Origin of the sequence: Streptomyces sp. NPDC057702, assembly GCF_042799315.1 — a bacterium.
Classification (GTDB): domain Bacteria; phylum Actinomycetota; class Actinomycetes; order Streptomycetales; family Streptomycetaceae; genus Streptomyces.
Window position 1 is genome coordinate 1 of record NZ_JBHVJC010000025.1, and the last position, 25,432, is coordinate 25,432.

Annotated in this window: 21 protein-coding genes and 1 pseudogene; 6 read left to right on the forward strand and 16 right to left on the reverse strand. The window is 74.8% G+C overall.

Annotated features, from left to right (window positions below; all coding sequences use genetic code 11):
* Positions 1–75: 75 nt before the first annotated feature.
* From ACFVFR_RS19930 to ACFVFR_RS19945, 4 genes are all read right to left on the reverse strand, one after another.
* Positions 76–1,758, reverse strand: a complete 1,683-nt coding sequence (locus tag ACFVFR_RS19930; protein WP_383703399.1) for a DUF885 domain-containing protein — start codon at positions 1,756–1,758, stop codon at positions 76–78.
* 103 nt (positions 1,759–1,861) lie between these two features.
* The gene (locus tag ACFVFR_RS19935; protein WP_383703401.1) at positions 1,862–3,151 is read right to left on the reverse strand and encodes a GNAT family N-acetyltransferase; all 1,290 of its coding nucleotides are present in this window, start codon (positions 3,149–3,151) and stop codon (positions 1,862–1,864) included.
* Positions 3,152–3,338: 187 nt separating this feature from the next.
* Positions 3,339–4,913: an alkaline phosphatase D family protein gene (locus ACFVFR_RS19940; protein ID WP_383703403.1), complete on the reverse strand. Its 1,575-nt coding sequence runs from the start codon at positions 4,911–4,913 to the stop codon at positions 3,339–3,341.
* Positions 4,914–5,289: 376 nt separating this feature from the next.
* Positions 5,290–6,888 (reverse strand): PLP-dependent aminotransferase family protein, encoded by a 1,599-nt coding sequence (locus tag ACFVFR_RS19945; protein ID WP_383703405.1) that lies wholly within the window; start codon positions 6,886–6,888, stop codon positions 5,290–5,292.
* A gap of 47 nt (positions 6,889–6,935) precedes the next feature.
* Here ACFVFR_RS19945 and ACFVFR_RS19950 point away from each other — a divergent pair, with 47 nt between their 5' ends.
* On the forward strand, positions 6,936–8,045 hold the full coding sequence (locus tag ACFVFR_RS19950; RefSeq protein WP_383703407.1) for a DMT family transporter: 1,110 nt from the start codon (positions 6,936–6,938) through the stop codon (positions 8,043–8,045).
* 658 nt (positions 8,046–8,703) lie between these two features.
* Here the strand turns inward: ACFVFR_RS19950 and ACFVFR_RS19955 are convergent.
* The gene (locus ACFVFR_RS19955; protein ID WP_383703410.1) at positions 8,704–9,450 is read right to left on the reverse strand and encodes an SDR family oxidoreductase; all 747 of its coding nucleotides are present in this window, start codon (positions 9,448–9,450) and stop codon (positions 8,704–8,706) included.
* Between the two features lie 380 nt (positions 9,451–9,830).
* Between ACFVFR_RS19955 and ACFVFR_RS19960 the strand changes: the two genes are divergently transcribed.
* Positions 9,831–10,607, forward strand: a complete 777-nt coding sequence (locus tag ACFVFR_RS19960; protein ID WP_383703413.1) for a GntR family transcriptional regulator — start codon at positions 9,831–9,833, stop codon at positions 10,605–10,607.
* A 213-nt stretch (positions 10,608–10,820) separates the two neighbouring features.
* Here ACFVFR_RS19960 and ACFVFR_RS19965 read toward each other — a convergent pair whose 3' ends face one another.
* The 5 genes and pseudogenes from ACFVFR_RS19965 to ACFVFR_RS19985 all read right to left on the reverse strand — a co-directional run bounded on the left by ACFVFR_RS19965 (position 10,821) and on the right by ACFVFR_RS19985 (position 16,205).
* A complete protein-coding gene (locus ACFVFR_RS19965) occupies positions 10,821–11,978 on the reverse strand; it encodes an ROK family transcriptional regulator (RefSeq protein ID WP_383703415.1) in 1,158 nt (385 codons plus the stop codon).
* A 128-nt stretch (positions 11,979–12,106) separates the two neighbouring features.
* Positions 12,107–12,622: pseudogene (locus tag ACFVFR_RS19970) on the reverse strand (response regulator transcription factor).
* Between the two features lie 620 nt (positions 12,623–13,242).
* The gene (mug, locus tag ACFVFR_RS19975) at positions 13,243–13,779 is read right to left on the reverse strand and encodes a G/U mismatch-specific DNA glycosylase (RefSeq protein ID WP_383703417.1); all 537 of its coding nucleotides are present in this window, start codon (positions 13,777–13,779) and stop codon (positions 13,243–13,245) included.
* Between the two features lie 16 nt (positions 13,780–13,795).
* Positions 13,796–15,229: an adenylosuccinate lyase gene (gene purB, locus ACFVFR_RS19980; protein ID WP_383703419.1), complete on the reverse strand. Its 1,434-nt coding sequence runs from the start codon at positions 15,227–15,229 to the stop codon at positions 13,796–13,798.
* A gap of 154 nt (positions 15,230–15,383) precedes the next feature.
* Complete coding sequence (locus ACFVFR_RS19985; RefSeq protein WP_383703421.1) at positions 15,384–16,205, reverse strand: SGNH/GDSL hydrolase family protein; 822 nt, start codon at positions 16,203–16,205, stop codon at positions 15,384–15,386.
* Positions 16,206–16,465: 260 nt separating this feature from the next.
* On the opposite strand from ACFVFR_RS19985, the gene ACFVFR_RS19990 reads away from it, so the two are divergent.
* Positions 16,466–16,879 carry a MazG-like family protein gene (locus ACFVFR_RS19990; RefSeq protein ID WP_383703424.1) on the forward strand — a complete coding sequence of 138 codons (414 nt, stop codon included), beginning with the start codon at positions 16,466–16,468 and terminating at the stop codon, positions 16,877–16,879.
* Positions 16,880–16,945: 66 nt separating this feature from the next.
* On the opposite strand, the gene ACFVFR_RS19995 is transcribed toward ACFVFR_RS19990, so the two are convergent.
* The 4 genes from ACFVFR_RS19995 to ACFVFR_RS20010 form a co-directional block, all read right to left on the reverse strand.
* On the reverse strand, positions 16,946–17,965 hold the full coding sequence (locus ACFVFR_RS19995) for a hemolysin family protein (protein ID WP_383703426.1): 1,020 nt from the start codon (positions 17,963–17,965) through the stop codon (positions 16,946–16,948).
* Complete coding sequence (locus ACFVFR_RS20000; RefSeq protein ID WP_383703428.1) at positions 17,962–19,515, reverse strand: hemolysin family protein; 1,554 nt, start codon at positions 19,513–19,515, stop codon at positions 17,962–17,964. Before ACFVFR_RS20000 ends, ACFVFR_RS19995 begins: the two co-directional genes overlap by 4 nt.
* A 637-nt stretch (positions 19,516–20,152) precedes the next feature.
* Positions 20,153–21,043: an LLM class F420-dependent oxidoreductase gene (locus tag ACFVFR_RS20005; protein WP_383703430.1), complete on the reverse strand. Its 891-nt coding sequence runs from the start codon at positions 21,041–21,043 to the stop codon at positions 20,153–20,155.
* Positions 21,044–21,235: 192 nt separating this feature from the next.
* On the reverse strand, positions 21,236–21,904 hold the full coding sequence (locus tag ACFVFR_RS20010; RefSeq protein ID WP_383703432.1) for a class I SAM-dependent methyltransferase: 669 nt from the start codon (positions 21,902–21,904) through the stop codon (positions 21,236–21,238).
* A 408-nt stretch (positions 21,905–22,312) separates the two neighbouring features.
* Between ACFVFR_RS20010 and ACFVFR_RS20015 the strand changes: the two genes are divergently transcribed.
* Both ACFVFR_RS20015 and ACFVFR_RS20020 read left to right on the forward strand, forming a co-directional pair.
* Positions 22,313–23,098 carry a thioesterase II family protein gene (locus ACFVFR_RS20015; protein ID WP_383703434.1) on the forward strand — a complete coding sequence of 262 codons (786 nt, stop codon included), beginning with the start codon at positions 22,313–22,315 and terminating at the stop codon, positions 23,096–23,098.
* A gap of 160 nt (positions 23,099–23,258) precedes the next feature.
* On the forward strand, positions 23,259–23,600 hold the full coding sequence (locus ACFVFR_RS20020; RefSeq protein ID WP_383703436.1) for a hypothetical protein: 342 nt from the start codon (positions 23,259–23,261) through the stop codon (positions 23,598–23,600).
* 23 nt (positions 23,601–23,623) lie between these two features.
* Here the strand turns inward: ACFVFR_RS20020 and ACFVFR_RS20025 are convergent, their stop codons facing one another.
* The gene (locus ACFVFR_RS20025; RefSeq protein WP_383703438.1) at positions 23,624–24,553 is read right to left on the reverse strand and encodes a LysR family transcriptional regulator; all 930 of its coding nucleotides are present in this window, start codon (positions 24,551–24,553) and stop codon (positions 23,624–23,626) included.
* A 90-nt stretch (positions 24,554–24,643) separates the two neighbouring features.
* Here ACFVFR_RS20025 and ACFVFR_RS20030 point away from each other — a divergent pair, with 90 nt between their 5' ends.
* Positions 24,644–25,195: a DapH/DapD/GlmU-related protein gene (locus tag ACFVFR_RS20030; RefSeq protein WP_383703440.1), complete on the forward strand. Its 552-nt coding sequence runs from the start codon at positions 24,644–24,646 to the stop codon at positions 25,193–25,195.
* On the opposite strand, the gene ACFVFR_RS20035 is transcribed toward ACFVFR_RS20030, so the two are convergent.
* Positions 25,179–25,379 (reverse strand): hypothetical protein, encoded by a 201-nt coding sequence (locus ACFVFR_RS20035; RefSeq protein ID WP_383703442.1) that lies wholly within the window; start codon positions 25,377–25,379, stop codon positions 25,179–25,181. The genes ACFVFR_RS20030 and ACFVFR_RS20035 overlap by 17 nt on opposite strands.
* Positions 25,380–25,432: the final 53 nt, after the last annotated feature.

Genomic DNA, 25,432 nt, shown 5'->3' on the forward strand with positions numbered 1-25,432 from the left:
CGCACCGCACGTCCCAAGCGGTCGCCCGCCGCGCCCGCCCCGCGGCGGGCGCGGCGGGGCCCGTGCACGGCCGGACTACAGGGCCGACAGCTCGGCCACCAGGTCATCCAGGCCGAGCGAGCCCTGGGACAGGGCCGCCATGTGCCACTTCTTGGCGTCGAACGCGTCGCCGTGTGCCGCGCGGGCCGCCTCCCGCCCCGCCAGCCAGGCGCGCTCGCCGAGCTTGTAGCCGATCGCCTGGCCCGGCATGCCCAGGTAGCGAACCAGTTCGCTCTCGACGCTGTCCGCCGGCTGTCCGCTGTGCCGGCCGAAGAACTCCTGGGCCAGCTCGGGCGTCCAGCGCTCACCGGGGTGGAAGGGGGAGTGGTCCGGGATCTCCAGCTCCAGGTGCATGCCGATGTCGATGATCACCCGCAGCGAGCGCATCATCTGCGCGTCCAGGTACCCCAACCGGCGCTCGGCGTCGGTCAGGTAGCCCAGCTCGTCCATCAGCCGCTCCGCGTACAGCGCCCAGCCCTCGCAGTTGGCGCTGACCTGTCCCACCGTCGCCTGGTAGCGCGAGAGCTGGTCGGCCACGTGCGCCCACTGGGCGAGCTGGAGGTGGTGGCCCGGCACGCCCTCGTGGTACCAGGTGCTGACCAGGTCGTAGGCCGGGAACCGGGTCCGGCCCATCGTCGGCAGCCAGGTGCGCCCCGGGCGGCTGAAGTCCATGGAGGGTGACGTGTAGTACGGCGCGGCGGCGGTGCCGGGCGGCGCGAGCATCGACTCGACCCGCTTGATCCGCTCGGCGAGCTCGAAGTGGGTGCCGTCCAGCGCCTCGATCGTGTCGTCCATGAGCCTCTGCAGCCAGGCCCGGGTCTCCTCGGCGCCCTCGATCACCTCGCCGTGGGTGTCCAGGTGCTCCAGCACCTCCCACGGGGTGGCCCCGGGCAGCACCTTGGCCGCCTCGGCACGCATCTCCTCGTGGATGCGGTGGTACTCGGACCAGCCGTACGCGTACGCCTCGTCCAGATCCAGGTCGGTGCCGTTCCACTGGCGCGACCAGCGCCGGTAGCGCTCGCGGCCCACGACGTCGGGCGAGCCCGCCACCCCGGGCGCGTACACGTCCCGCAGCCAGTCGCGCAGCGTCACCAGCGCCGCGGTCGCCTCGGCGGCCGACGCGTCGAGCTCGGCGCGGAGCGCGGCCGGGCCCTGGCGGGTGAACTCGGCGAACCAGCCGCCGTCGGCGCCGATCCACGCGCCCAACTGCTCGACGACGGTGGCCACCTGCCGCGGCCCACCGGGCAGCCCCCGCTCCAGGCCGGCCGCGAGGGAGGCCCGGTAGCCCGCCAGGGCCTGCGGGACGGCCCGCAGCCGGGTCGCGACGTCACCCCAGTGCGCCTCGGTCTCGGTGGGCATCATGGTGAAGCAGTCGCGCACCGAGTGCACCGGCGAGGAGAGGTTGCTGACGGCGCGCAGGTGCTCGTGGGCCTCGTGGATGGCCAGGTCGGCCGTCAGGCGCTCGCGCAGCAGCCGCCCACAGCGCCGCTCCGCGTCACTGTCGGCGCCGGGCCGCCGCTCGGCCTCGTCGAGATCGGCGAGCGTGCCACGGGCCAGCTCCGCCAGCGCCTCCTGTCCGGCGGGGGAGAAGTCGGGCAGCCGCGTGGCGCTCTCGGGCACGCCCAGGTAGGTGCCGGTGATCGGGTCGAGGGCGACGAGGGCGTCGACGTAGGCGTCGGCGACCTGGCGCGGCAGGGGGGAAGTGAGGATCTCGGACATGGGGCCATCCTCGTACGCCGAACGCCGCCGCGTCACTAGCATTCCGCGGAACGTTCCTGACCCCATGCGTCCGTCCTGCCCCGCCGCCGCGCCCGCCGGGGGGTCAGCAGCCCTCGCCGAGCGGGCCGGCGGGCAGGGCCGCGGCGGCGAGCTGGGCCGTGATGACGAGCGTGCCCTCCTCGACCTGGTAGTCCAGCGGCAGCCCGAGGCCGCGCATGGCGGCCACCATGCCGGTGTTCGCGGACTGGGTGACGGCGTAGACGTACGCGCAGTCGCTGTCGGCCGCCATCTCGACCAGCTGCCGCAGCAACCGGGCCCCGATCCCGCGCCGCTGCCAGGCGTCCTCCACCAGCAGCGCGACCTCGGTCTCCTCGCCGTCCCACAGCAGGTGACCGAGCGCGACCAGCCGCCCGGAGGCGGTCTGCACCGCGAGCGTACGGCCGTACCGGGGGCTGAGCAGGTGGTCCAGGTAGCGGTCCGCGTCGCCGACCGGGCCGTGGTAGCGCATCCGCAGCGTGGCCGGCGAGCACCGGTCGTGCAGCGCGCGGGCCGCCTCCAGGTCGGAGGTGTCGGCGCGACGCACGGTCAGCTCCTCACCCTCCGACAGCGTCACCACGTCCCGGCTCGGCGGGACGCGCGGGCCCAGCCGCGAGTCCAGCTCGATCAGCGCGCGCGCCCGGGCGAACTCCGTCGGCGTGAACGGCAGGTGCGCGCGCTCGATGGTGACCGAGCCACCCGAGGGGTCCCGCAGCCGCATGCGCGTGTCCTCCAGTACGCCTTCGGCGGGCACCTGGTCCGCCGCCCGGCGCGACCCGAACGGGGGGTCGGCCGGCTGGGAGCGGATCGCGCAGCGCCCCAGCAACTGACGCAGCGCCACCGGCAGCTCGGCGGCGTCCAGCGCGGTGCGGGTGGCCAGGGCCAGGACCCGGGTCGGGCCGTCGACCAGGTCGTGCGCGTCCGCCCGCTCCACCCACGTGTCGCGCCCGCCGCCGGCGGTGGCCGCCGAGCCCAGCTCCTCGGCGCCCAGCGCGGCCGGGGCGCGTACCAGCATCTCGTCCACCGTGCCGTCGGTGAGCGGGTGGGTCTGGAGCGAGAGGATGTCCACCCGCCGCGCGGCCAGCGCCGCGCACAGGGCGGCCAGGCTGCCAGGCCGGTCCTGGACGGTCGTACGCATCCGCCACAGCGCCGTGGCGTCCCCGTCGGCCGCCGCTGCGCGGGGCGGGGTGTCCGTCGGCGCCGTGGCGTCGGTATCGCCGCCCGGCCCCGGGGGCGGGGCGTGGCGATGCCGCGCCAGCCCCTGGGGCGGGCCGTGGTGCGCGGCGAGGCGCTGGAACAGCCGCTGTCGCCACGTCCGACGGGTCCGGGCACTCTTGGTCAGGGTCGTGTCACTCATAGCTCCACTCTGCGCGAGTGGTGTTGCGCGATCACGAACGGTGTGTGACTGATGAGTTAAGGGCGACTCTGGGCTGCTATCGCCCGATTCTGTCCACTGCTCAACCACGTGATGTCCCCGTCCGTCCCTCGTCGCCTTCTCCGCGCGTCGTCCCTGTGTCGTGCCGTGCCGTCCTCCGGTGCGGGGCCTACTGGCCGACCCGCCCCGGTTGCAGCACCTTGGTGAAGAGGACGGCCCCGCCCTCCTCGCGCAGCCGGACGGTCAGCTCCGCGCTGCCGCCGTCGATCTCCACCTCGCCGTAATACTGACCGCCCTCGGCCGGCGACACGTTCGCCTTGGCCGGAGCTTTGACGAAGACTTGCTCGGGACCGAACGTGCGGTCCAGCCCGACGGCCGGGAATCCCCCCGCGTGCAGCGGCCCGGACACGAACTCCCAGAACGGCTCGAAGTCCTTGAACGCGGCCCGCGCCGGCTGGTACCGCTGCGCCGACGTGTAGTGAACGTCAGCCGTGAGCCACACAGTTCCCGTGACGCGGCGGTGCTTGATGAACCGCAACAGCTCGGCGATCTGCAGCTCGCGACCGAGCGGCGCGCCGGGGTCGCCCTGCGCGACGGCCTCGAAGTTCGTCGTCCCGTCGGCGACCACCAGGCCCAGCGGCATGTCCGCGGCGATCACCTTCCAGGTGGCGCGCGAGCGGGAGAGCTCGCGCTTGAGCCAGGCCAGCTGCTCGGCGCCCATGATGCCCACGGCGTCGTCGTTCTGGCGGCCCGGCGAGTTGGCGTTGCGGTAGGTGCGCATGTCCAGGACGAACACGTCGAGCAGCGGTCCGTGCCGCAGCACCCGGTAGACCCGGCCGGCCCCGTCCGGGCGCACCGTGGATATCGGGAAGTACTCGCTCCAGGCCCGCCGGGCCCGCGCCGCCAGGACGTCCACGTTCTTCTCGGTGTACCGGTCGTCGTCCAGGATCTGGCCCGGGTACCAGTTGTTGCGTACCTCGTGGTCGTCCCACTGGGTGATGGAGGGCACCTGCGCGTTGAAGTCCCGCAGGTGCGAGTCGAGCAGGTTGTACCGGAAGTTGCCCCGGTACTCCCTCAGCGTCTCGGCGACCTTGGACTTCTCCTCGGTGGTGATGTTCCGCCAGACGCGACCGTCGGGCAGCGTGACGGTGGGCTCGATCGGGTTGTCCGCGTAGATGCTGTCGCCGCTGCACAGGAAGAAGTCGGGGTCCAGGCGCCGCATCTCGGAGAAAATCGGGTAACCGCCCCGGTCCGGGTTGATGCCCCAGCCCTGCCCGGCCAGGTCGCCCGACCACAGGAAGCGCACGTCACGGCGGCGGGCGGGAGCGGTCCGGAAGGTGCCGTAGACCGGCTCGCCGGTACGCCGCGGGTCGTACGGGTCGGCGAGGGTGACCCGGTAGTGGATCTGCTCGCCGGGCGGCAGGCCGTGCAGCGCCGTGCGGCCGGTGAAGTCGGTGCCCGGGCCCACGAGCGGGCCGTGCCAGCGGCGCGCGCGCCGGAAGGAGTCGGTCGCCGAGGTCTCCACGATCATCCGCGCCCGACGGTCCGAGCGCACCCACACCAGCCCCGAGGACATCGTGACGTCACCGGCCTGCGTGCCCCAGCGGGCCTGCGGGCGACCGGACAGCGCCAGTGCCGGGGCAGCTGCCGCCGCCGACGCCGGCAGGGCGAGCGCGGCGGAGGCGACCGCCGATCCGCGCAACACCGTGCGCCGGCCGATCGCGTTCCCCGAATCCCGGCTCATGCGTAACCTCCTGCTATTCCCGCTCCGCGCGCACTTCACGCCTGCCTCCGCAGTATCGCCCGCCAATTCCTGGGCAATACGGACGGAGCCACAACGCGAGGTGAACAACTGGTCGGTGTGTGTGGGGCGAGACCCGGCCGCCGCCACCCACCGCGCCGGATGGTGTGCCCGGCCATTGGACCTCCTGTCGGCCCGCCATGGGGCGCTGTGACAGGACGCGTACGGATTCCGTACCGGATGCACACGCGCCCGCCCGCCCCCGACCGGGCGGAGGCGACCCCACCGGGCGGCGGGGACCTCCGCACGGCCGAGGCCAGGGGCGTACGGGCCGGGGCGCGATCGCCACGGGGGCGCCGGGCGACGCCGGGCCCGGCGGTCAGGGGAGGGCGCGGCGCAACTGCCCCACCGCCGTGGCGATCCGGCTCGGCGACAGGTGGGCGTAGCCGAGTACCAGGCGCACTCCGGGGCGCGCGTGGAGTTCGGGCGCGGTGCCGCAGGCGTAGGAGGACAGCGGGGCGAGCGCGATGCCCGCGCGGTGCGCCCGCTCCAGGAAGCGCTCCTGCGGACCGTAGCGTTCCGGCAGCTGGGCGATAACGTGCAGCCCCGCCGCGATGCCGGTCACCTCCGTGCCGGGAAAGTGTTCGGCCAGCGCCGCGACCAGCGCGTCCCGTCGCTCCCGGTAGGCACGCTGGCAGCGGCGCAACTGCCGGTCGTAGTCGCCGCGCTCGATCACATCGGCGAACAGCGCCTGGTCCAGCACGGGATGGCCGAGATCCATCGTGCGCTTGCGCTCCACCACCTCCGCCACCAGCGGCTGCGGCAGCACCATCCAGCCCAGCCGCAGCCCCGGGGCCAGGGACTTGCTCACCGACCCGGTGTACACGACCCGGGTGGGATCGAGCCCCTGGAGCGCGCCCACCGGGGCCCTGTCGTACCGGAAGTCCCCGTCGTAGTCGTCCTCGACGAGTAACCCGTCGACCGCGCGGGCCCAGTCGAGCAGGGCCGAACGGCGCCGGGCCGAGTAGGCGATCCCGGAGGGGAACTGGTGCGAGGGCGTCAGCATCGCGCCCCGCGCCCCGGACGCGGCCAGCGCCGCCGGATCGATCCCCTCCGAACCCACCGGCAGCGGCACCACGTCCACCCCGACCGCCGCGAACAACCCCCGGTAGGCGGCCGTGCCCGGGTCCTCAAGGGCCACCCGGGGCGGGGCGGCGTCCCGCGCGGCGACCTGGGACCAGGGCTCCGCCCGCCCGTCGCCCGCCTCCAGCAGCGGCCTCGCGCCACGCCCGGCGAGCACGGCGCCGAGCAGGGTCAGCGCCTGTGCCACGCCCGAGCAGACGACGATCCGCTCCGGGTCGGCCACCACCCCGCGCCGCCGGGTCAGCAGCCCGGCCAGCGCCTCCCGCAACTCGGGCAGGCCGCGCGGGTCCGGATAGCCGAGCGCCTGGTGCGGCAGCCTGGCCAGCGCCCTGCGGTGGGCCGCGGTCCACGCCGCGCGGGGGAAGAGCGAGAGGTCGGGTGTGCCCGGCAGGAACCCGACGGTCGGCTCGCTGGCGGTGGCGGCCCCCGCGTGTCCGGCGGGCGCGGCGCAGCGTACGGCCCCGCTGACCCAGGTGCCCGCGCCCCGGCCGCTGCGCAGATAGCCCTCGGCCGTCAACTGCTCGTACGCGTCGGTGACCAGGCCCCGCGAGACACCGAGGTCGGCCGCCAGCTCGCGGCTGGAGGGCAGCCGCGTGCCGCCCGCGATCCGTCCCGAGGTGATCGCGTCGCGCAGCGCGCGTTGCAGGGCCCGACCGCGCTGTCGGGGCGGCAGGGCGACGCTGGGTAACAGCAACTCCCAGGCGGGCGTGGCCGCCCGCGCCCCCTGGGAGCCGGCCGGCGTCGGACGGTCGGCGCGCCCATGGGGACCGGGCGCGCTGACGGCGGGCGCCGCGTGGGTGGGGGCGGTTGACGAAGTGGTCCGCGAATCGCTCATCGGATTGGACCCTAAGACGTACCGCCACACTGCCTAGCGTCGGCCCCATGGATCACAGCAACTCCGCGCACCAGCGACAGGGCGCCCTGCTCGCCGCCTTCGCCTGTGTACTGGTGGGCGCCTCCTTCACCGCCAACAGCGTGCTCGGCGACTTTCCGCACGCCGGCGGTCAGGCCGTTCGGTACGCCGTCGCCAGCCTTCTGCTCCTGCCGCTCCTCGGGCGCGGTGGCCTCGCGCCGTTGCGCGGCCTGACCTGGCGTGGCTGGGTACGGCTGGCGGTCCTGGCCGGGGTCGGCATGGTCGGGTTCAACCTGGCGGTGCTCGCGGCCGAGCGCACCTCGGAGCCGGCCGTTCCCGGCGTGTTCGTGGGGTGCGCCCCCGTGGTGATCGCCGTGATCGTCCCGACGCTCGACGGCCGCCGCCCCACCCGCGCGGTGCTGTGCGGCGCCCTGCTGGTCGCGGCCGGCGCCTTCGCCGTCCAGGGCTGGGGGCGGGCCGACGCGCCGGGCATCGCCTGGTCCGTGGCGGCGCTGGTCGGCGAGGTGGCGTTCGCGGTCGTCGCGGTGCCGGTGCTACGCACCGTGGGCCCCGTCCTGCTGTCGGCCGCCGCCTGCGGCATCGGCGCCGTGGAGTCCCTGGGGCTCGCGCTGCTCATCGACGGCGGCGGATGGCTGCGCGTGCCGGACCCGGCGGAGGGCGCGGCGTTGCTGTGGCAGACCCTGGTCGTCACGGTGGTCGGCTTCGTGTGCTGGTACCGGGGCCTCCAGCGGATCGGCCCGGAGCGGGCCACGCTGTTCTCGGGCCTGATCCCCGTCGCCGCCGCCCTCACGGCGCCGGTCGTCGGCGCCGGCGGCTACGGCCCGGCCCAGGCGGCGGGCAGCCTGCTGGTGGGGCTCGGCGTCGCCGTCGGCTCCGGCGCCTTCGGGCGACGGCCCGGCAGGCGACGCGACACGGTCGTCGCGTCCGGTACGCCCCGCGCGACCACGCCCCCGACGCCCGCCCCCACGGACCCGGCTGCCGCACCCTCCGCCCCATCGAGGCAGCCGGCGGACGCCACCCCACCGGGACCTCACCCGACGAACCCCCCGGCGCCGGTACCCGACGGACGCCCGCCCCACCCGCGACGGGAGAGCGGGCCCACGCCCGAGTCGGAGTAGCCGCCCAGAGTGAGCGCCAGCGATCGCCGCTGAGCCCAGGTCAGGCGCGGGTGCGGGCCCCAGGTCCGGGACGGCGGCGGGTTGCGCTGGCGCGGGGTGCCCTTCGCGCGGGGGCGAGGCGACTAAGCCCGGCATCGGGTGGCCGGAGCGGGGGCGGTCGCCGCAGGCGCGGGACCACCCCCGCACGCGCGGGGACGAGTCCTGGTGGGCGCTGACGACCGCCGGGTCGACGGGACCACCCCCGCACGCGCGGGGACGAGAGTAATTGACCTGCGGGTTTACCCGGCGGGAGGCCGACTCCCCGCAACTTCCGCCGATCGCGACCTATCGCGCAAGATTGGCAAATCCCCCATCTGTGCCCCTTCTTGGCTGGCCAGCTTCTTGGCGGATCAGCGCTGAAGCCGCCTGCTCTGACTCCGGTCGCGAACGCTGACGATACCTGGGGCTGACGGCGAGGACGGGCCGTGCGGGTCCTTGTCTCTGGGGGCTGGTGGTGCGGCGGGGGTGTCACTGACCCAGGGGAGAGGGCGCTGGGAGCCGTCGCCGGCGCGGGTGTCCCGAGCGCGGGCTCCGGGGCCGGGTACCCGGTTCGCTTCGTCGGCATACGCGGGTCCGGCGTCCGGAATCGGCGCCGGCGCCGCGTGGCACCGGCGCCCGGTCACAGCCCGCCGGCCACCCGCAGCACCGCGCCCGTGGTGTACGAGGCGTCCGCCGACAGCAGCCAGGCGATCGCGCCGGCGACCTCGTCCGGCTCGCCCGGTCGGCCCATCGGCACCCGGTCCGCCGCGCGCCAGGGGCGCTCGGGGTCGCCCATCGACGCGTGGATGTCGGTGACGATCAGGCCCGGCTGTACGGAGTTGACCCGGATGCCCTCCGGGGCCAACTCCTTGGCCAGTCCCACCGTCATCGCGTCCACGGCGGCCTTGCTCGCCGCGTAGTGCACGTACTCGCCCGGACTGCCCAGTGTGGCGCTGGCCGACGAGAGGTTCACGATCGCCCCGCCCGCGCCCCCGTGGCGGGTGGACATCGCGCGGGCGGCCTCGCGGGCGCAGAGCAGGGCGCCGGTCACGTTGACGTCGATCACCCGCCGCATGGCCGCCGGCGAGGTTTCCGTGAACCGGCCGAGCAACCCCGTGACGCCGGCGTTGTTCACCAGCCCGGTGACTGTGCCCAACTCCTCGCGCGCCACCTCGAACAGCGCCTCGACCTGGTCGGCCTCGCTCGTGTCGACGCGTACGGCCACGCATCGCACGCCCTGCGCGCGGACATCGGCGGCGACCGCCTCGGCGGCCTCCGCCGCCCGCTCGAAGCCGACGGCGATGTGGTGTCCCGCCCGCGCCAGCCGCCCGGCGACGGCCGCGCCGATGCCTCTGCTGCCGCCCGTCACCACGGTGACCTGGTCCATTTCCCCGCTCCTCGCTCTCGCGCCCCGTCCGTGCCGTTCGCCCCGCGTACCCGGTGCGAGACGCGGGCGGCGGTGGGGCGGCGCGGTTCGTCGTGACCGTGTGGCGTCACGGCCGCGACGCTACCCGACGGCCCCGCGACACCCCGCTCGGGGATTGGTCTTGACCAAGTCGGCCCGCCGTCCTATCGTCACACCCATACTGAAACAACCTTTAATAAAGAAGCGCGTATAACTTCGACCCCGGGAACGGGGTTGACCGGGCCCCGAAGGCGAGCGGCCCGGATCGCGGAGCGGGGGAACGCACCGCGGCGCGCTTGGCTCATCGGGGACGCGCGGCCGGTGCGAGAGCCGGCCCGGACACGGCGAACGTGGAGGACAGGGTGGGGACCACGCAGCTTGAGACGGTGCCGGAGCCGAAGTACTGGCACCTGAAGACGGTGTTGAGCAACGCGCTCGATTCGGAGTTCGCGGTGGGCGAGATCCTGCCCAACGAACGCGAACTCGCCGCGCGGTTCGGCGTCGCGCGCGCCACGCTCCGACAGGCCCTGGAACAACTGGAGTTGGAGGGCCGACTCCAACGCCGCCGAGGCGTCGGCACCACCGTCGCGCCGCCCCGCATGGGTGTGGCCGTCGGCGACAGCCGACACGCCTGGCCCGGCGCGGTCGCCGACCCGTGGCAGACGTTGAGCTGCGCGGTGGGCGAGGCGCCCGCCGCCGTCACCCGACTGCTGGCCCCCGCGATCGGCGAGGCCGTGCACACCGTACGCCGCGCGCTGACCACCGACGGCCACCCGGTCGCCGCCGAGCTGCTGTACGTGCCGGCCAGCTCCGTGCCGGCCCTGTCACGCGGCGAGGTCACCTCGGCCCCGGTCGGCAACGCGACGGCCCTGCCCGCCGGAGGCGCGGCCAAGGCGCGCGCTCTGCTGCGTGAGCTGCACCGGCTGGAGCTGGAGGGCCAGGAGCGTACGGTGGAGCTCGGCTCGGCCCGCGCGGACGACGCGAAGGCCCTGGACCGGCTGCCCGGCGCTCCGGTGCTCGTGGTGACCACCCGTTACCTGGTGGCGGGTCGCCCGGCGGCCGTCAGCGTGGCCACCTACCGCGCCGACACCTGCCGGCTCACCTTCGGCGACGCCGCCACCGACCTGTTGGCGGGCTGAGGCCACGTCAGCTCAGTGGGGCCGGCCTCGGAACGCGAGGCCGGCCCCGTCGACGTCGGCGGCCCCGCGCACGGCGTCGCCGACCAAATCCCGGGCACCTCGCGCGACGCCCCACCGGCGACGACACCGGCCGGGTCCGTGGCCTGAACCGGCCCGTGATCGAAACCGGCGGCGTCTCCGCCGCGACCGAACGGGCCGGGACCGCGCGGACCGCTACCGGCGTGCCGTCACCGTGCTCTCCACCGCGAAGAGTTGCTCCTCCACGTGATCGAGCGCCAGCCGCAGCGCGCCCGTGGCGACGGCCGCCTCACCCAGGATGGACTGGGTCACCATCGGCGGGCGCAGACAGTAGCGGGCGAGTTCGCTGCGCAGCGGGTCCAGTACCCCGTCCAGCCCGGCGGCCCACCCGCCCACCACGACCAACTCCGGGTCCAGCGCGAGCACCAGCGCCGTCACGTCGTGCACCAGGCGGCGGATGAACCGGGCCTCGGCCGCGCGCGCCCCGGCGTCGCCCGCCCTGGCCAGCGCGAACACCCGGGCCACCTGCTCCTCGTCCAGCGGGTGCAGCGGCTCCCCGGTGGTCGAGAGGACCTGCTCGGGCGGTTCCTCGCCCCCGAGCAGGTGCAGCGCCCCGATCTCGCCGGCCGCGCCGCCGAAACCACGGTGCAGCCGGCCGCCGATCAGCGCGCCGGCGCCGGGGCTGAGCCCGGCCAGCACGAACACGACGTCGTCGGAGCGGGTCGCGGCGCCCTGCCAGTGCTCGGCGACGGCCGCGGTGTTCGCGTCGTTCTCCACCAGGACCGGGCAGCGGAAGGAGCGGCGCAGCCGGTCGCCCAGCGCCAGCCCGGTCCAGCCGGGCAGCGCGGTGCTCAGCCGCACGGTGCCCTCGGCGTCCACCATGCCGGGGCTGCCCACGCCCACCGCCCGCAGCGAACTGCGGGCCACGCCCGCGCGCTTGAGCAGGTCCGCCACCGCCCCGCGCAGCCGCTCCAGCCGCTCGTCGGCCGGGGCGGTGGCCGTGATCTCCCGGGCCACCGAGCCGAGCATGCGGCCGTCGAGGTCGGACAACAGGGCCGAGATACGGTGCGGGCCGATCTCGATGCCGCACAGGTGCCCCGCCTCCGCGCGGAAGCGGAACCTGCGCGCCGGCCGCCCCTGGCGGCGGGCCTCGCCCTCCTCGGCGGGCGTCTCCATCACCAGGCCGCTGCCCGTCAGCCCCTCGACCACTCCCTCGACCGTCGGGCGGGAGAGTCCGGTGACCCGGACCAGATCCGTGAGGGTCGCCGATTCCACCGCCCGCAGTGCGTGCAAGACCACGGCGGAGTTGATCCGCCGCAGCAGCGACGGGTCCCCACCGGTGAGCCGCCCCAATCCGGCCTCCCTACCTGTGCGTGTCTGCGGGATCGTATCTGCTGGCGTCGGTCCCGGCGACCTTCCCGTAGGCGCCACAATCAGCCATCTCGGCGGCGACCGTCCCGCGTGTCGCCGACCGGGTTCCCTCATCCCGGCGTGACCAACCCCGACTCGTACGCGGCGAACACCGCCTGGGTGCGATCCCGCGCGCCGAGCTTGGCCAGTACCGCGCTCACGTGCGTCTTGACCGTCTCGGTGCCCACCACCAGCCGCCCGGCGATCTCCGCGTCGGGCAGACCACGGGCCGTCAGCCGCAGCATCTCGCCCGCGCGCGGTCAGCGCGGCCCGCTCCACGGCGGCACGCACCCGCGCGCAGCGCCCCGTAGACGTACGCGTCGTTCTCGAACGTCGTCACTACCAGGGCCTTCGGCGGCGCCGGCACGGACCACAGCACGGCGTGCGTCGCCGCGATACCGTCCAGCGGCGGCATCCGTACGGCCATGACGACCACGTCGGGGCGCGACCGGCGCACCAGGGGCGGGCACTGCGGCCCCGTCGGCGGCCTCGCCGACCACCTCGATGTCGGGCTGGGCGCTCAGGACGGCGCGCGACCCGGCCCGTACGAGTCGCTCGTCGTCGACGAGAAGGACGGTCACCGGCATCGGACCAGCCTAGACCGCCAGCCCGCCCACCCCGCCGCCCGCCGGCACCGCATCCGAGCCGGTCCGCCGGGAGCCGCCCGCACGCCCGCCAGTGGCCGGCCTCGGGCCCGGTGCGTGCCTGGCCGCCGAGGAGCGTGGCGCGCTCCCGGACGCCGCGCGACCCGCTGCCGCTGCCGCCACCGAGCGCGGCCTGCCCCGTGTCCGGCAGCGGCTCGCGAACGTCCAGCTCACGTGTCGCCTCACCGACCACGACGCGCACCGCCACCGGCGCCGTGCCCGCGTGGCGCAGGGCGTTGGTCAGTGCCTCCCGCACGATGCGGTATCCCTCCCGGGACAGCGGCTCGGGCAGCCGGTCCACGCCCTGGTGCATCTCGGCGGTCACGTGCGCGCCCGCCGTCCGCGCCGACTCCGGCGGCCGGTCCACGTCGGTCAGCGCGGGCCCGACCCGGGTCGGCTCGCTCCGGCGCGCCGTCCTGGCGCAGCGGCCTCAGCCCAGCCGGCGGCGGGACTCGGCCCCTGGACGGGGCCCGCGGGACTGGCGGCCTGGACGCCGGCCCGCGCCGGGGCGGGCTGGTGCGCCCTGGAACGCCGCGACGCCCAGCCCGTCACCGGGCGCGGGCTCAGTCGCTCGCGGCCACGCGCAGCCGCGCGTACTCCTCGGCCATGGACGCGAGGTTCCAGTGCGCGTTCAGGCCGCTCGGGTTGGGCAGCACCCACACCCGGGTCCCGCCCAGCGGGGTCGGCTGCGGGCCGACGCGGGCCTTGCGGTCGTCGAAGGCCACCCGGTAGGCGGTGACGCCGACGACCGCGAGCCAGGCCGGCCGCAGCCGGGCCACCTTGGCGCGCAGCACCCGCCCACCCTCGCGGTACTCCTCGGCGTCCAACTCGTCGGCCCGCGCGCTGGCCCGGGCCACCACGTTGGTGATGCCGAGCCCGTACGTCAGCAACTCCCGCTCCTGGTCGGGCCGTAGCCGACACGGGGTGAAGCCGCTGGCGTGCAGCACGGGCCAGAACCGGTTTCCCGGGCGGGCGAAGTGGTGGCCGGTGGCCGCCGACATCAGCCCCGGGTTGATGCCGCAGAACAGGACGCGCAGTCCTGGCGCGACCACGTCGGGCACGACGCGGTCGCGGGCGGCGGCCAGCTCCTCGGGGGTCACGTGAGGGTGCCCGGGATCAGAGGATCGACCCCGGCGTGTACCCGGCGGCCTCGGGGAACCGTCGGGTGATCTCCTCGACGCGCGCCACCACCGAGGCCACCTGCTCGGCCGCCGCACCGGTGAAGGACAGCTTGTCGGCCATCAGGGCGTCCAGCGCCGCCCGGTCCAGCGGAAGGCGCTGGTCCGCCGCGAGGGTGTCCAACAGCTCGTTGCGCTCGGTGCCCCGCTCGCGCATGGCCAACGCCGCGGCCACCGCGTTCTCCTTGATCGCCTCGTGCGCCTCCTCGCGGCCCACGCCCGCCCGCACGGCGCCCATCAGCACCTTGGTGGTGGCCAGGAACGGCAGGTAGCGGTCCAGCTCGCGGGCGATGACCGCCGGGAAGGCGCCGAACTCGTCCAGCACCGTCAGGAACGTCTCCAGCAGGCCGTCGAGCGCGAAGAAGGCGTCCGGCAGCGCGACGCGGCGCACCACCGAGCACGACACGTCGCCCTCGTTCCACTGGTCGCCCGCCAGCTCGCCGGTCATCGACGCGTAGCCGCGCAGGATCACCATCAGGCCGTTGACCCGCTCGCAGGAGCGCGTGTTCATCTTGTGCGGCATCGCGGAGGAGCCGACCTGACCCGGCTTGAACCCCTCGGTGACCAGCTCGTGCCCGGCCATCAGCCGGATGGTCTTGGCGATCGAGGAGGGGGCGGCGGCCACCTGCACCAGGGCCGTGACCACCTCGTAGTCCAGCGAGCGCGGGTAGACCTGGCCGACGGAGGTGAACGCCTGCCCGAAGCCGAGGTGCCCGGCGACGCGCCGCTCCAGTTCGGCCAGCTTCGTCGCGTCGCCACCGAGCAGGTCGAGCATGTCCTGAGCGGTGCCGACCGGGCCCTTGACGCCGCGCAGCGGGTAGCGGTCCAGCAGCTCCGCCAGCCGCGCGAAGGCCACCAGCAGCTCGTCGGCGCCGGTGGCGAAGCGCTTGCCGAGCGTGGTGGCCTGGGCGGCGACGTTGTGCGAACGCCCGGCCATGACCAGCTCGGCGTGCTCGGCCGCCAGCGTGCCCAGCCGCGCCAACACCGCGACGACGCGGTCGCGCACCAACTCGAGCGAGAGCCTGACCTGCAGCTGCTCGACGTTCTCGGTCAGGTCCCGGGACGTCATGCCCTTGTGGACCTGCTCGTGCCCGGCGAGCGCGTTGAACTCCTCGATACGGGCCTTGACGTCGTGCCGGGTGACCTTCTCGCGCTCGGCGATCGACTCCAGGTCCACCTGCTCCAGGACCCGCTCGTAGTCGGCGACGGCGGCCTCGGGCACCTCGATGCCGAGGTCCTTCTGGGCGCGCAGCACGGCCAGCCACAGCCGCCTCTCCAGCACCACCTTGTACTCGGGGGACCACAGGAGGGCCAGCTCCGTGGAGGCGTAGCGGTTGGCCAGAACGTTCGGGATGCGCGGCTTAGCAGTCACGAACGCACAGTCTACTGGCGGTATCCGCAGGCCAGCGCCGCGCCCCGAACGTCCACCGACCGTGCCGCCCACCGCCGGCGGGCCGCGCGGCCAGTGGCTCGGGGCCGGGCGGTGCCGCCGGGGCTCCGCGACGGTCGGTCGTCCGGCGGCGCGGTCAGTCGCCCGGGGTCGGGCGGGAGGTAGGGGCGCCGCTGGCGGGCTGGTCCGGCAGCACGAGGGGCAGCAGCTCGGCCCGCTTGGGGGACCGCCCGTCGCCGGAGGAGCGGCCGGTCAGCCGTCGGCCGATCCACGGCGCCAGGTGCCGCCTGGCGAACCGCAGGTCCGCCCCGCGCCGCGAGCGCCAGCCCGACGGCACCGGCGGCGGCAGCGGCTCGCGCCAGTCGTAGGTGGCCGGCAGGCCGATCGCCTGCCACACCGCCTCCGCGACCCGCCGGTGCCCCTCGGCGTTCAGGTGCAGCCGGTCATCGGCCCACATGCGGGCGTCGCCCAGCGCCGGCGCCCCGTACAGGTCCACCACCACCGCCCCGTGTCGGGCGGCCAGGGTGTCGATCTGGCCGTACAACCGCTCCACGCGCGCCCTGCCGCGCTCCAGCAGCCGACCGTGTCGGCCGGGGCTGCGCATCAGGACGAGCTGGCGGCAGTGCGGCGCCAGGCGTTCGACGGCCTCCTCCAGGCGCGCGCCCACCCATCCCATGTCGCAGTGGGGGCGCAGCACGTCGTTCAGCCCGCCGACCAGCGTGACCAGGTCGGCGTCCATCGCCGCGGCCGGCCCGGTCTGGTCCTCGACGATCTGACCGATGAGCTTGCCGCGCACAGCGAGGTTGGCGTAGCGGAAGTCGGGACTTCGGGTCGCGAGCCGCGCCGCGAGGAGATCGGCCCAGCCGCGGTAGGTGCCGTCGGGCAGTTCGTCGGACATGCCCTCGGTGAAGGAGTCGCCGACCGCGACGAAACTGGAGTACGTGGCGTTCATCTGCATGGCGAGGGCGATCATATCGGCAGCCCGGCGACGAGCGTCGAGCCAGCCGGGCCCCGCCCGGCCCACCGGGAACTCCCACCGCCCGGCCCCGCGCGTCAGCGGCCCGCCCCCGCCGGCCGCGTCGCGTACCTCCCGCTCGGCCCGCTCCCGTACGCCCCCGCCGGCCCGGTTCCGTACGCGTCCCGGCCCACCCGGTTCCGTACGCTACGGGCCCGGTCGCCGGTCGGCGCCCGGGCCCGCACCGATGAGGAGATCGCCAGATGACCGAGCGCGTGAGCGCCGACCAGATCCGGGCCGACCAGCTCGACGCCCTCCACGAGCGCGCGGCCCGCGCCCGCCAGCCCGCCGACGGTGACCTGTGGGAGGCCGCCCGCGAGGCGGTGGCCTGGCTCGACGCGGCCAACGCCCCGCGCGAACCGGGGCAGGAGACCACCCTGCGGCTGCTCAAGCTGGCCGAGGAGACGGGCGAGGTGATGAACGCCTACATCGGGCTGACCGGGCAGAACCCGCGCAAGGGCGTCACCCACGGGCGCGACGAGGTCGCCGCCGAGCTGTGCGACGTGATCCTCACCGCCGCCGTGGCCCTGCACGCCTTCAGCGACGACCCGGCCGCCACACTCGCCGCGCACGTCCGGGACGTCACGCGTCGCACGCGCACCGGCGAGGGGGCGTGAGCACGCCGGGGCCCGCCCCCCCCCTACCCGGGGGGGGGGCGCCCCGCGACTCGCTGGGCGTCGGCGCTACGCGCTGGGCGCCGGGCCCACCAGCTCCCGCAGCACGTCCTCCATGGTCACCAGCCCGGCCAGTCGACTGTGCTCGTCGATGACGGCGGCCAGATGGGTGCTCGTGCCCCGCATGGCCGTCAGCACGTCGTCCAGCGGCGTCGCGGCCCGCACGCGGGCGATGGGCCGCAGCTGGTCGACCCGGAACGCCAGGTCCCGTGGCCGGGCGTCCAGGGCGTCCTTGACGTGCAGGTAGCCCAGGATGCGCCCGCCCTCGTCGATGACGGGAAAGCGCGAGAACCCGGACTCGGCCGACAGGCTCTCCAGCTGCTCCGGGGTGACCCCGAGCCGGGCCGTGACCACCCGGTCCACGGACAGCACGACATCCCGCACCGGGCGCTGACCCAGCTCCAGCGCGTCCCGCAGCCGCTCGGTGGCCCGGTCGTCCAGCAGCCCGGCCTCACTGGAGTCCGCGACCATGCGCGCCAGGTCGGCGTCCGAGAACGAGGCGGTCACCTCGTCCTTGGGCTCCACGCGCAACAGCTTGAGCAGCGTGTTCGCGAAGGCGTTCACCGTGAAGATCACCGGCCGCAGCGCCCGCGACATGGCCACCAGCGGCGGCCCGAGCAGCAGCGCCGATCGCACCGGTTCGGCCAGCGCGATGTTCTTCGGCACCATCTCGCCGAAGAGCATGTGCACGTAGGTGGCCACCGCCAGCGCGATCACGAAGGCGATCGGATGGGTCAGCCCGTCCGGCACGCCGACCGCGTGGAAGACCGGCTCCAGCAGATGCGCGATCGCCGGCTCCGCGACGATGCCGAGCACCAGCGTGCACAGCGTGATGCCGAGCTGCGCCGCCGCCATCAGCGCGGACACGTGCTGGAGCCCCCACAGCACACTACGCGCGCGCCGGTCGCCCTGCTCGGCGTGCGGCTCGATCTGGCTGCGCCGGACCGAGATCAGGGCGAACTCGGCCCCCACGAAGAACGCGTTGACCACCAGCGTCAGCAGGCCGATCAAGAGTTGGACCGCGATCATCGACGGGACTCCTTCCGCTGCCGCGTGGCGTCCAGGGGCGCGGTCCCCGTCTCGTGGGGCACCCGCCGCGCGGGGCCCTCGTCCGGGGCGTCGGGCCGGGCCCGGCCGCCGCCGTCCCGGGTCGCGCCCTCCGGCTGGTCCTCGTGACCGTCGTGGTCATCGCGGTGTCCGGAGCGGCGCCAGCCCCGGTGCGACCGTTCCCGGCCACCGTCGGCGTCCGCCGCCTCCGCCTCGTCCGCCGCGCTGACCAGCGGCGCCCGCAGGCGCACGCTCGCGGCGCGACGGCCCGAGGCGTCCGCCACCTCAAGCCCCCAGCCGGCGACCTCCAGCGCGTCACCCCGAGCCGGGATACGGCCCAGTTCGGCGGCGACGAGGCCGGCCAGCGTCTCGTAGGGGCCGTCGGGAGCGCGTAGACCGATCGAGCGCAACTGGTCGATCCGGGCCGCGCCGTCCGCGTCGTACAGGGCCCGCCCCTCGGGGTCGGTGCCGCGCGGCGCCAGGTCGGGCGTCTCCAGCGGGTCGTGCTCGTCCCGCACCTCGCCCACGACCTCCTCGACGATGTCCTCCAGGGTGACCACGCCGGCCGTGCCGCCGTACTCGTCGATGACGACCGCCATGGTGCGCTTGCCCGAGAGCCGGTCCAGGAGGCGGTCCACGGTCAGCGACTCGGGCACCAGCAGCGGCTCGCGCAGCAGCTCCGAGACGGGATGGCGCGGCCGGCGCTCGGCGGGGATGGCCAGGACGTCCTTGATGTGGGCGACGCCGACGACCGTGTCGAGACTGCCCCGGTAGACGGGGAAGCGGGAGAGGCCGGTGGCCCGGGTGGCGTTGGCGACGTCCTCGGCGGTGGCCTGGACGTCCAGGGCCATCACCTGGACTCGGGGGGTCATGACGTTCTCCGCCGAGAGCTCGGCCAGGTTCAGCGTGCGGACGAACAACTCCGCGGTGTCCCGGTCGAGCGCGCCCTCACGGGCGGAGTGCCGGGCGAGCGCGACCAGCTCCTGCGGACCACGCGCCGAGGCCAGCTCCTCGGCCGGTTCGAGTCCCATCCGGCGCACCATGCGGTTGGCCGTGTTGTTCAGATGGGAGATCAGCGGCCGGAAGGCGGCACTGAAGGCGCGCTGCGGGGTGGCGACCCGCTTGGCCACCGGCAGCGGCCGGGAGATCGCCCAGTTCTTGGGGACGAGCTCGCCGACCACCATCAGCACCAGCGTCGAGAGTACGGTTCCGGCCACCAGCGCGATGGAGCCCACGGCCGAGGAGGGCACGCCCACGGCCCGTAGCGGGCCACCCAGGAGCGCGGCGATCGACGGCTTGGCGAGCATGCCGACGATCAGGTTGGTGACGGTGATGCCGAGCTGGGCGCCCGAGAGCTGGAAGGTGAGGCCGCGCACGGCCTTGAGCGCGCTGTGCGCGCCGCGCTCGCCACGGTCCACGGCGCGCTCCAGCTCGGCGCGCTCCACCGTGGTCAGCGAGAACTCCGCCGCGACGAAGGCTCCGCAGGCCAGCGACAGGAAGAGCGCCACGGCCAGGAGCAGCACTTCCATCATCGGGTCACCTCCGTCCCATGGTCGGACAGGAGCGGAGGAATCGCGCGATAGCGGCTACTGGGAGGCTCGCCCATGGACGGACGCTCACACCTTTCGCAGGAAGACTGCACGGACAGAGGATCGAACACCCATCGTAAAGGATCGGCAAAGCGGGCGACGGCGCGGTGGTGAGTGGTACGGCACACCGCACCCGGACCCGGTCACGCCCCGGGCTCCAAGGCGCCTGCGCACCGAGCCGCCAGGTCAGCCGTGTACCCGCGCCACCCGGCGCCATGCCCGCCGCCGACGCCCCGCCGGGCGAGCGCGGCGAAGTGACCTGACGGACACGGGCACCACGGGCGGGCCGGGGACGGGCGTGGCGGGCGGCACGGTGCCGGGTGGCGCGGCGGACGGGGGCGGCAGGTGCGGCACGTGGGCTGGCCGCCCGTGGGGTAAGTGGCCCGGCGGGCGCGCGGCAGGCGGGCGTACGCCGCCCACGTCCCGGGTGCCGGCCCGGCGTGGCTGTCCGGGACCGGGCGCGGCTCGGGTCGACCGGGACGGGTCCGAGGGCCGGGGACGGGGAGCGGGCCTGGGAGGCGAAGACACCCGGGGTGCCCTCCGACGGGTGAGCGGAGGGCCGGGCGGGCGGTCGAGCCGGTCAGCTCGCGCGCAGTTCCGCGATCACCGCACCGAACTCCTCCAGATAGGGGTCGAGCACGGTGAAGTACGTGAAGCCGAAGCGTTCACGATGGGCCCGCACCTGCGCGGCGATCTCCGCGACCGTGCCGGCCAGCAGCGCCGGGTGCGCCAACACCTGGTCCTCGCTCAGTCCGCCCGCGTGCGGGGTCAGCTTCGCCGCCGCGGCGCGTCGGTCGTCGGTGATGACGACCTGCTGCACCAGGTAGTTGAGCTCCGCGGGCTCCTCGCGGTCGGCGGCGAACGCCCGGTAGGCGCCCACCCGCTCCTCCAGCGCGTCGGCGCTGATCATGGACAGCGCGCCCTCCGGCGCGTCGGGGGCCTGGTGGGCGCCGGTGAACGCCACGACATCGGCGTGCCGCGCGGCCAGCCGCAGCACACGGTCGCCGTTGCCCCCGAGCAGCACCGGGGGCCGGGGCGACTGGACGGGGCGCGGTCGCTGCTCGGCGTCGTCCAACAGCCGGTCCCACTCGGTCAGGACGCGCTCCAGGTGGTCCACACGCTCGCGCGGGGAGCCCCAGGGGAGGTGGGCGGCATCGTGCTCGGCCTTGACGTAGCCGGCGCCGAGCCCGAGCTCCAACCGGCCGCCGGTGAGCACGTCACAGGTGGCCACCTCGCGAGCCAGCAGCGCGGGGTTCCAGAACCCGGCGTTGAGCACGAAGGTGCCCACCCTCGGGCGCCGGGTGGCCTCGGCGGCGGCCACCAGCGCCGGGAACGGGGCGGGCATCCCGAGGTGGTCGGGCACCAACAGGACGTCGTAGCCCAGCGACTCGGCGCGCCGGCACTTCTCGCGCCACGCCTCGCCGGTCTCTATCGTGAGCATGTTGACGCCGAAGCGGAACGGGCGGGTCATGGGGCCTCCTCAGGCACGGCTGGTGGCTCCGTTCTACCCCCGCCTCCCCCGCGATGACGCACCGCACCCACGAACGCGTCGGGTCACTCCACCACACCCGGGCCACGGGCGTACCGGGCGCGGCCGGCGCGCCGAGCCCCGGGAGCGCGACCACGCCGCCCCACCACCGGCCGGGCCCGCCCCCACCACGGGTCACGCCGGCCGGTACGCCACGCCCAGCACCCACGAGTTGGTCGGCAGCGGCACTCCGCGCTCGGGCACCCGCAGCCGCCGACAGTCTCCGATCTCGAACCCGGCCCCGCGCAGCTCGGCCACGATGTCGCGGCCCGTGTGACAACCGCCGCACAGGGCCGGCCACACCGTGCGGTCCAGCGCTCGTTGCGCCAGCGCCATGCCCCGCCCCCGCGCCCGGCCGTGCTCCAGGAAGCGCAGCTCGCCGCCGGGCCGCACCACGCGCCGCAACTCGCGCAGCGAGCGGGGCAGGTCCCGTACCGAACACAGCACCAGCGTCGACACCGCCGCGTCGAACGCCTCACTCTTGACCGGCAACGCCTCCGCCCACGCGGGCACCACGTCCACCGGCACCCCCGCGCGCAGCGCCGCCGTCACCGCCCGCCGCCGAAGGTGCCGCTCCGGCTCGACGGCCACCACCTCGGCGACCTGGCGCGGGTACCGCGCGAAGTTCAGACCGCTGCCCGCGCCGATCTCGAGAACCCGGCCGGCGAGACCGCGCAGCACCTCGGTACGCAGCTCGGCGATGCCCGCCCGCTCGTCGACCAACGGCGCGAACCAGGCGTAGGAACGGGCGAACAGCGGGTGGTGGACGGGTCGATGACCTACGTCGCGGCTGCGTCCGCGCATGATGATGTGCCCCTTTCCCGACAGGTCCTCGCCGCGAGTGTGTCCGGGAGGCGCCGGCTCCCACCGCTCGACGCCGAAGCGCACCCACGCGAGCCCGGTTCAGGGGCCCGGCCGTGGCGCGCTACGGGTGGCGGGCCCGGCGACAGGGGGTGGCGCGCCACCGTGCGTGCGGGCCGCGACGTCCCACGGCGCCGCGGGCCGCCGCGTACACCGCCCCGGCCCGCCACCGGTAGGAAACCGTCGGCCACCGGGGCGACCGGGCCGGGGGCCGACGCCGCGTCAAGGCCAAGGCCCAGCTGTCCCGTCGCGCCGATGCCTGATGAGATAGGACGTGCCCGTCGCCGCGCCGTCCCCACGGCGGGCGGCCACCAGCGGCGCACACCGCACGAGTGAGGAACGAGGGTAGCCATGAGCACCACGGAGTCCACGACCGACGACCTGTGGGTCCGACGCTTCCACCCCGTAGCCGACAGTCCGCACCGCCTGGTGCTCCTGCCGCACGCCGGCGGGGCCGCTTCCTTCTTCTTCCCCTTCTCCAAGGCGCTCGCCGAGACCACCGACGTGCTGTCGGTGCAGTACCCGGGCCGTCAGGACCGGCGCGCCGAGCCCGCCCTGACGACCATGGGCGACCTGGTCGACGCCGTGTACGCCGCGCTGCGCCCCTGGGCGGACCGGCCGCTGGTGCTCTTCGGACACAGCATGGGCGCGGTGCTCGGCTTCGAGGTGGCGCGCCGCTTTGAGCGGGAGGGCGACACGCGGCTGTGCGGCCTGATCGCCTCCGGGCGCCGGGCGCCGATCAGCGTCCGGGACGAGAACGTGCACCAGCGCGACGACGACGGGCTGATCGCCGAGATCCGCGCGCTCAGCGGGACCGACTCCGGACTGCTGGCCGACGAGGAACTGTTGCGGATGGTGCTCCCCGCGATCCGGGCCGACTACACGGCCATCGAGACCTACCGGTGTGACGCGGACGGCGGCACGCCGGTGCTGCGCTGCCCGATCAGCGTGCTCGCCGGCTCCTCGGACCCACGGGTCAACGCTGAGGAGGCCAGGGCCTGGGCGAAGCTGACCCATGGCGGCTTCACCTTCCGTGACTTCCCCGGTGGCCACTTCTTCATCACCCCGCAGCGGGAGCGGGTGGTGGCGGCCATCGCCGAGGACGTGACCGCCTTCACCACCCCGGCCGCCGGCTGAGCCCCGGCGTGGCCCCCTCCGGTGCGCGGGTTGTCCGCGGGTCCGCCGCCCGGTCACAGGGTCTGGCGCGCGGGCCGGCGCACCCGTGAGGGGCTACTCAGGCCGATCTAGGTAGCCGCGCCCAAGTGGAGCGTGCGGTTCTCGGTTTAGCCTCCGAGGCATGAGTGCCGCAGAGCAGGTCGTCAGGTCGCGTGGACAGGTGTCGCAGCAGGAGCCGACGGGCACGGCGTCGCTGGTCCTGGGCGCCGCCGCCGTCGCGATGATGGGCTGCCCCTGGCTGCCGGCCACCGCCTCGGTGTGGGTGCGCATCGTGCCCGTCTACTTCGTGCTCCCGCTGGGCATCTGTGCCCTGGTCTCGGGCACCGGCGCCCTGGCGTGCCTGCGGACCCGCGAGGGCGCCGGACGGGGCCGGGCCCGGGTCGGTACGGCGCTCGGCGCGGTGGCCATCGCGGCACCGCTGGCCGCACTCCTGTGGGCGTTCTCGGTGCTGGGCCGGGCCTAGGACCTCGTGACATCGGTGTCCGGTCAGCGGTCCCACCCGGCCGGCAGCCACGCGTCGTTGGGGGTGCGCGGTCCCGTCGCGCGCAGGTGATCGCGTAGCGCGGCCAGCACGGGATGCCGGTCGGCGGTGCGCGACAACAACACGTGCGGGTACACCGGCGTCGGTTCGCACACCGGGACGCGTCGCAGGTCGTGACCCTGGGGCCACAGGTACCGGTCCCCGCCGCCGACGAGGGTGGCCAGCGCGGTCGAGTCGGCCAGCGCGTCCATCAGGGCCTCGTCACCGAAGTGCGGGCCGAGGGCGTCGATGCGCAGACCGAAGGTCGCGGACAGCGTCTGGTAGTACGCCGCCCACTCCGTGCCCGGTCGGATGCCGGGAATCCAGATGCGGTGGCCGGCCAGGTCCGCGGGCCTGACCCGCGACGCGCGCGCCAGGGGGTGACCGGGCCCGACCAGGAGCTCCAGGGGCGCGTCCAGGAGACGTTCGGCGCTGATCCCGGCGGGGACCCGGTCCGCCGGCAGGGCACGGAAGGACGCGTCGAGGGTTCCCTCAAGTACCGCCTGGGCGGCCTGGTCCGCGCTCACCTCGCCCAGGGCGACCGTGTCCAGGTCCACCCCGGTGTGCGCGCGGTAGAACCGGTACACGGCCTGGGCCGGTGCGATGCGCCGGTGGAGGACGTCGACGCGCAGGGGCCGGCTGCCGGGACGGACGGCCCGCTCGGCTTCCTGGAGGGCCGCGAGGACCTGCCGGGCGTGAGGCAGGAAGACCTGGCCGTCCAGGCTCAGCCGGGAGCCTCGTGCGGTGCGCACCAGGAGGGTGACCCCGAGATGCCGCTCCAGGGTCGCGATCCGTTTGGAGGCCGCCTGCTGACTGATCCCGAGCTCGTCCGCCGCCGCCTGGAACTGACCGGTCTCGGCGATGGCGGCGAACGTCCGCAGGGCTTCAACATCCACGTCCGCAGCCTACGTTCACCACCAAAGGTGGTGTCCGACAGGGCGGCCGGTTGTTTGATCACCCGCCCCGCGCGGTGGTCGAATCGCGGCATGTCTCCCCGCACAGAGCAGGTCATGGACGTCAAGTCCGTTGAGTTCGAACGTCATGTGGAGCGGATCGTGGAGGTGACCGACGCGACGTCCCGGCTGAACGTCCTTCCGTTCAGCGACACCGAAGGTCGTGCCGCACTACTCGCCGTTGTCTTCGGCGCTCCGCTCCCGGAGTCGGTGACCATCTACCCGCCGTTCTTCACCGAGCACGGGCTGAACACGAGGTTCGGGACGAACGTCTTCGTCAACCAGGGATGTACGTTCATGGACAGGGGTGGGATCAGCGTCGGCGACGGCGTCATGATCGCCCCGAAGGTCAGCCTCATCACCGGGGGACACCCGCTGCCGCTCGCCGAGCGCCGCGCGTACCTCTCCTACGCCCCGATCGTCATCGAGGACGACGTCTGGATCGGGGCGAACGCCGTGGTCCTGCAGGGAGTGACCCTCGGCGCCGGCGCGGTGGTCGCCGCCGGTGCGGTGGTCAGCCGTGACGTTCCCGCCGGCACGCTGGTCGCGGGGGTTCCCGCGCGGGTGGTCAGGAGGGTCGACTGACCCGGCCGGGCAGTCGGTCGGGGGCGACACACGGCGCGTCGATGTCCCCGACCTGTCGGTCCAGCCGGAGGCTGATGGGGTCCGGCGGCCGGGCCGAGTGCCCCGTGCCGCGCAGGTCCAGCAGCGCAGACTCCTGGTGCGCGGACAGCCCGCCGAGGCCGCCGAAGTAGGCGGAGCGCGGCATCGGGCCACCCGGAACGCAGACCAGGGGTTGATCGCCCCCGCGGCCCTTCCGGT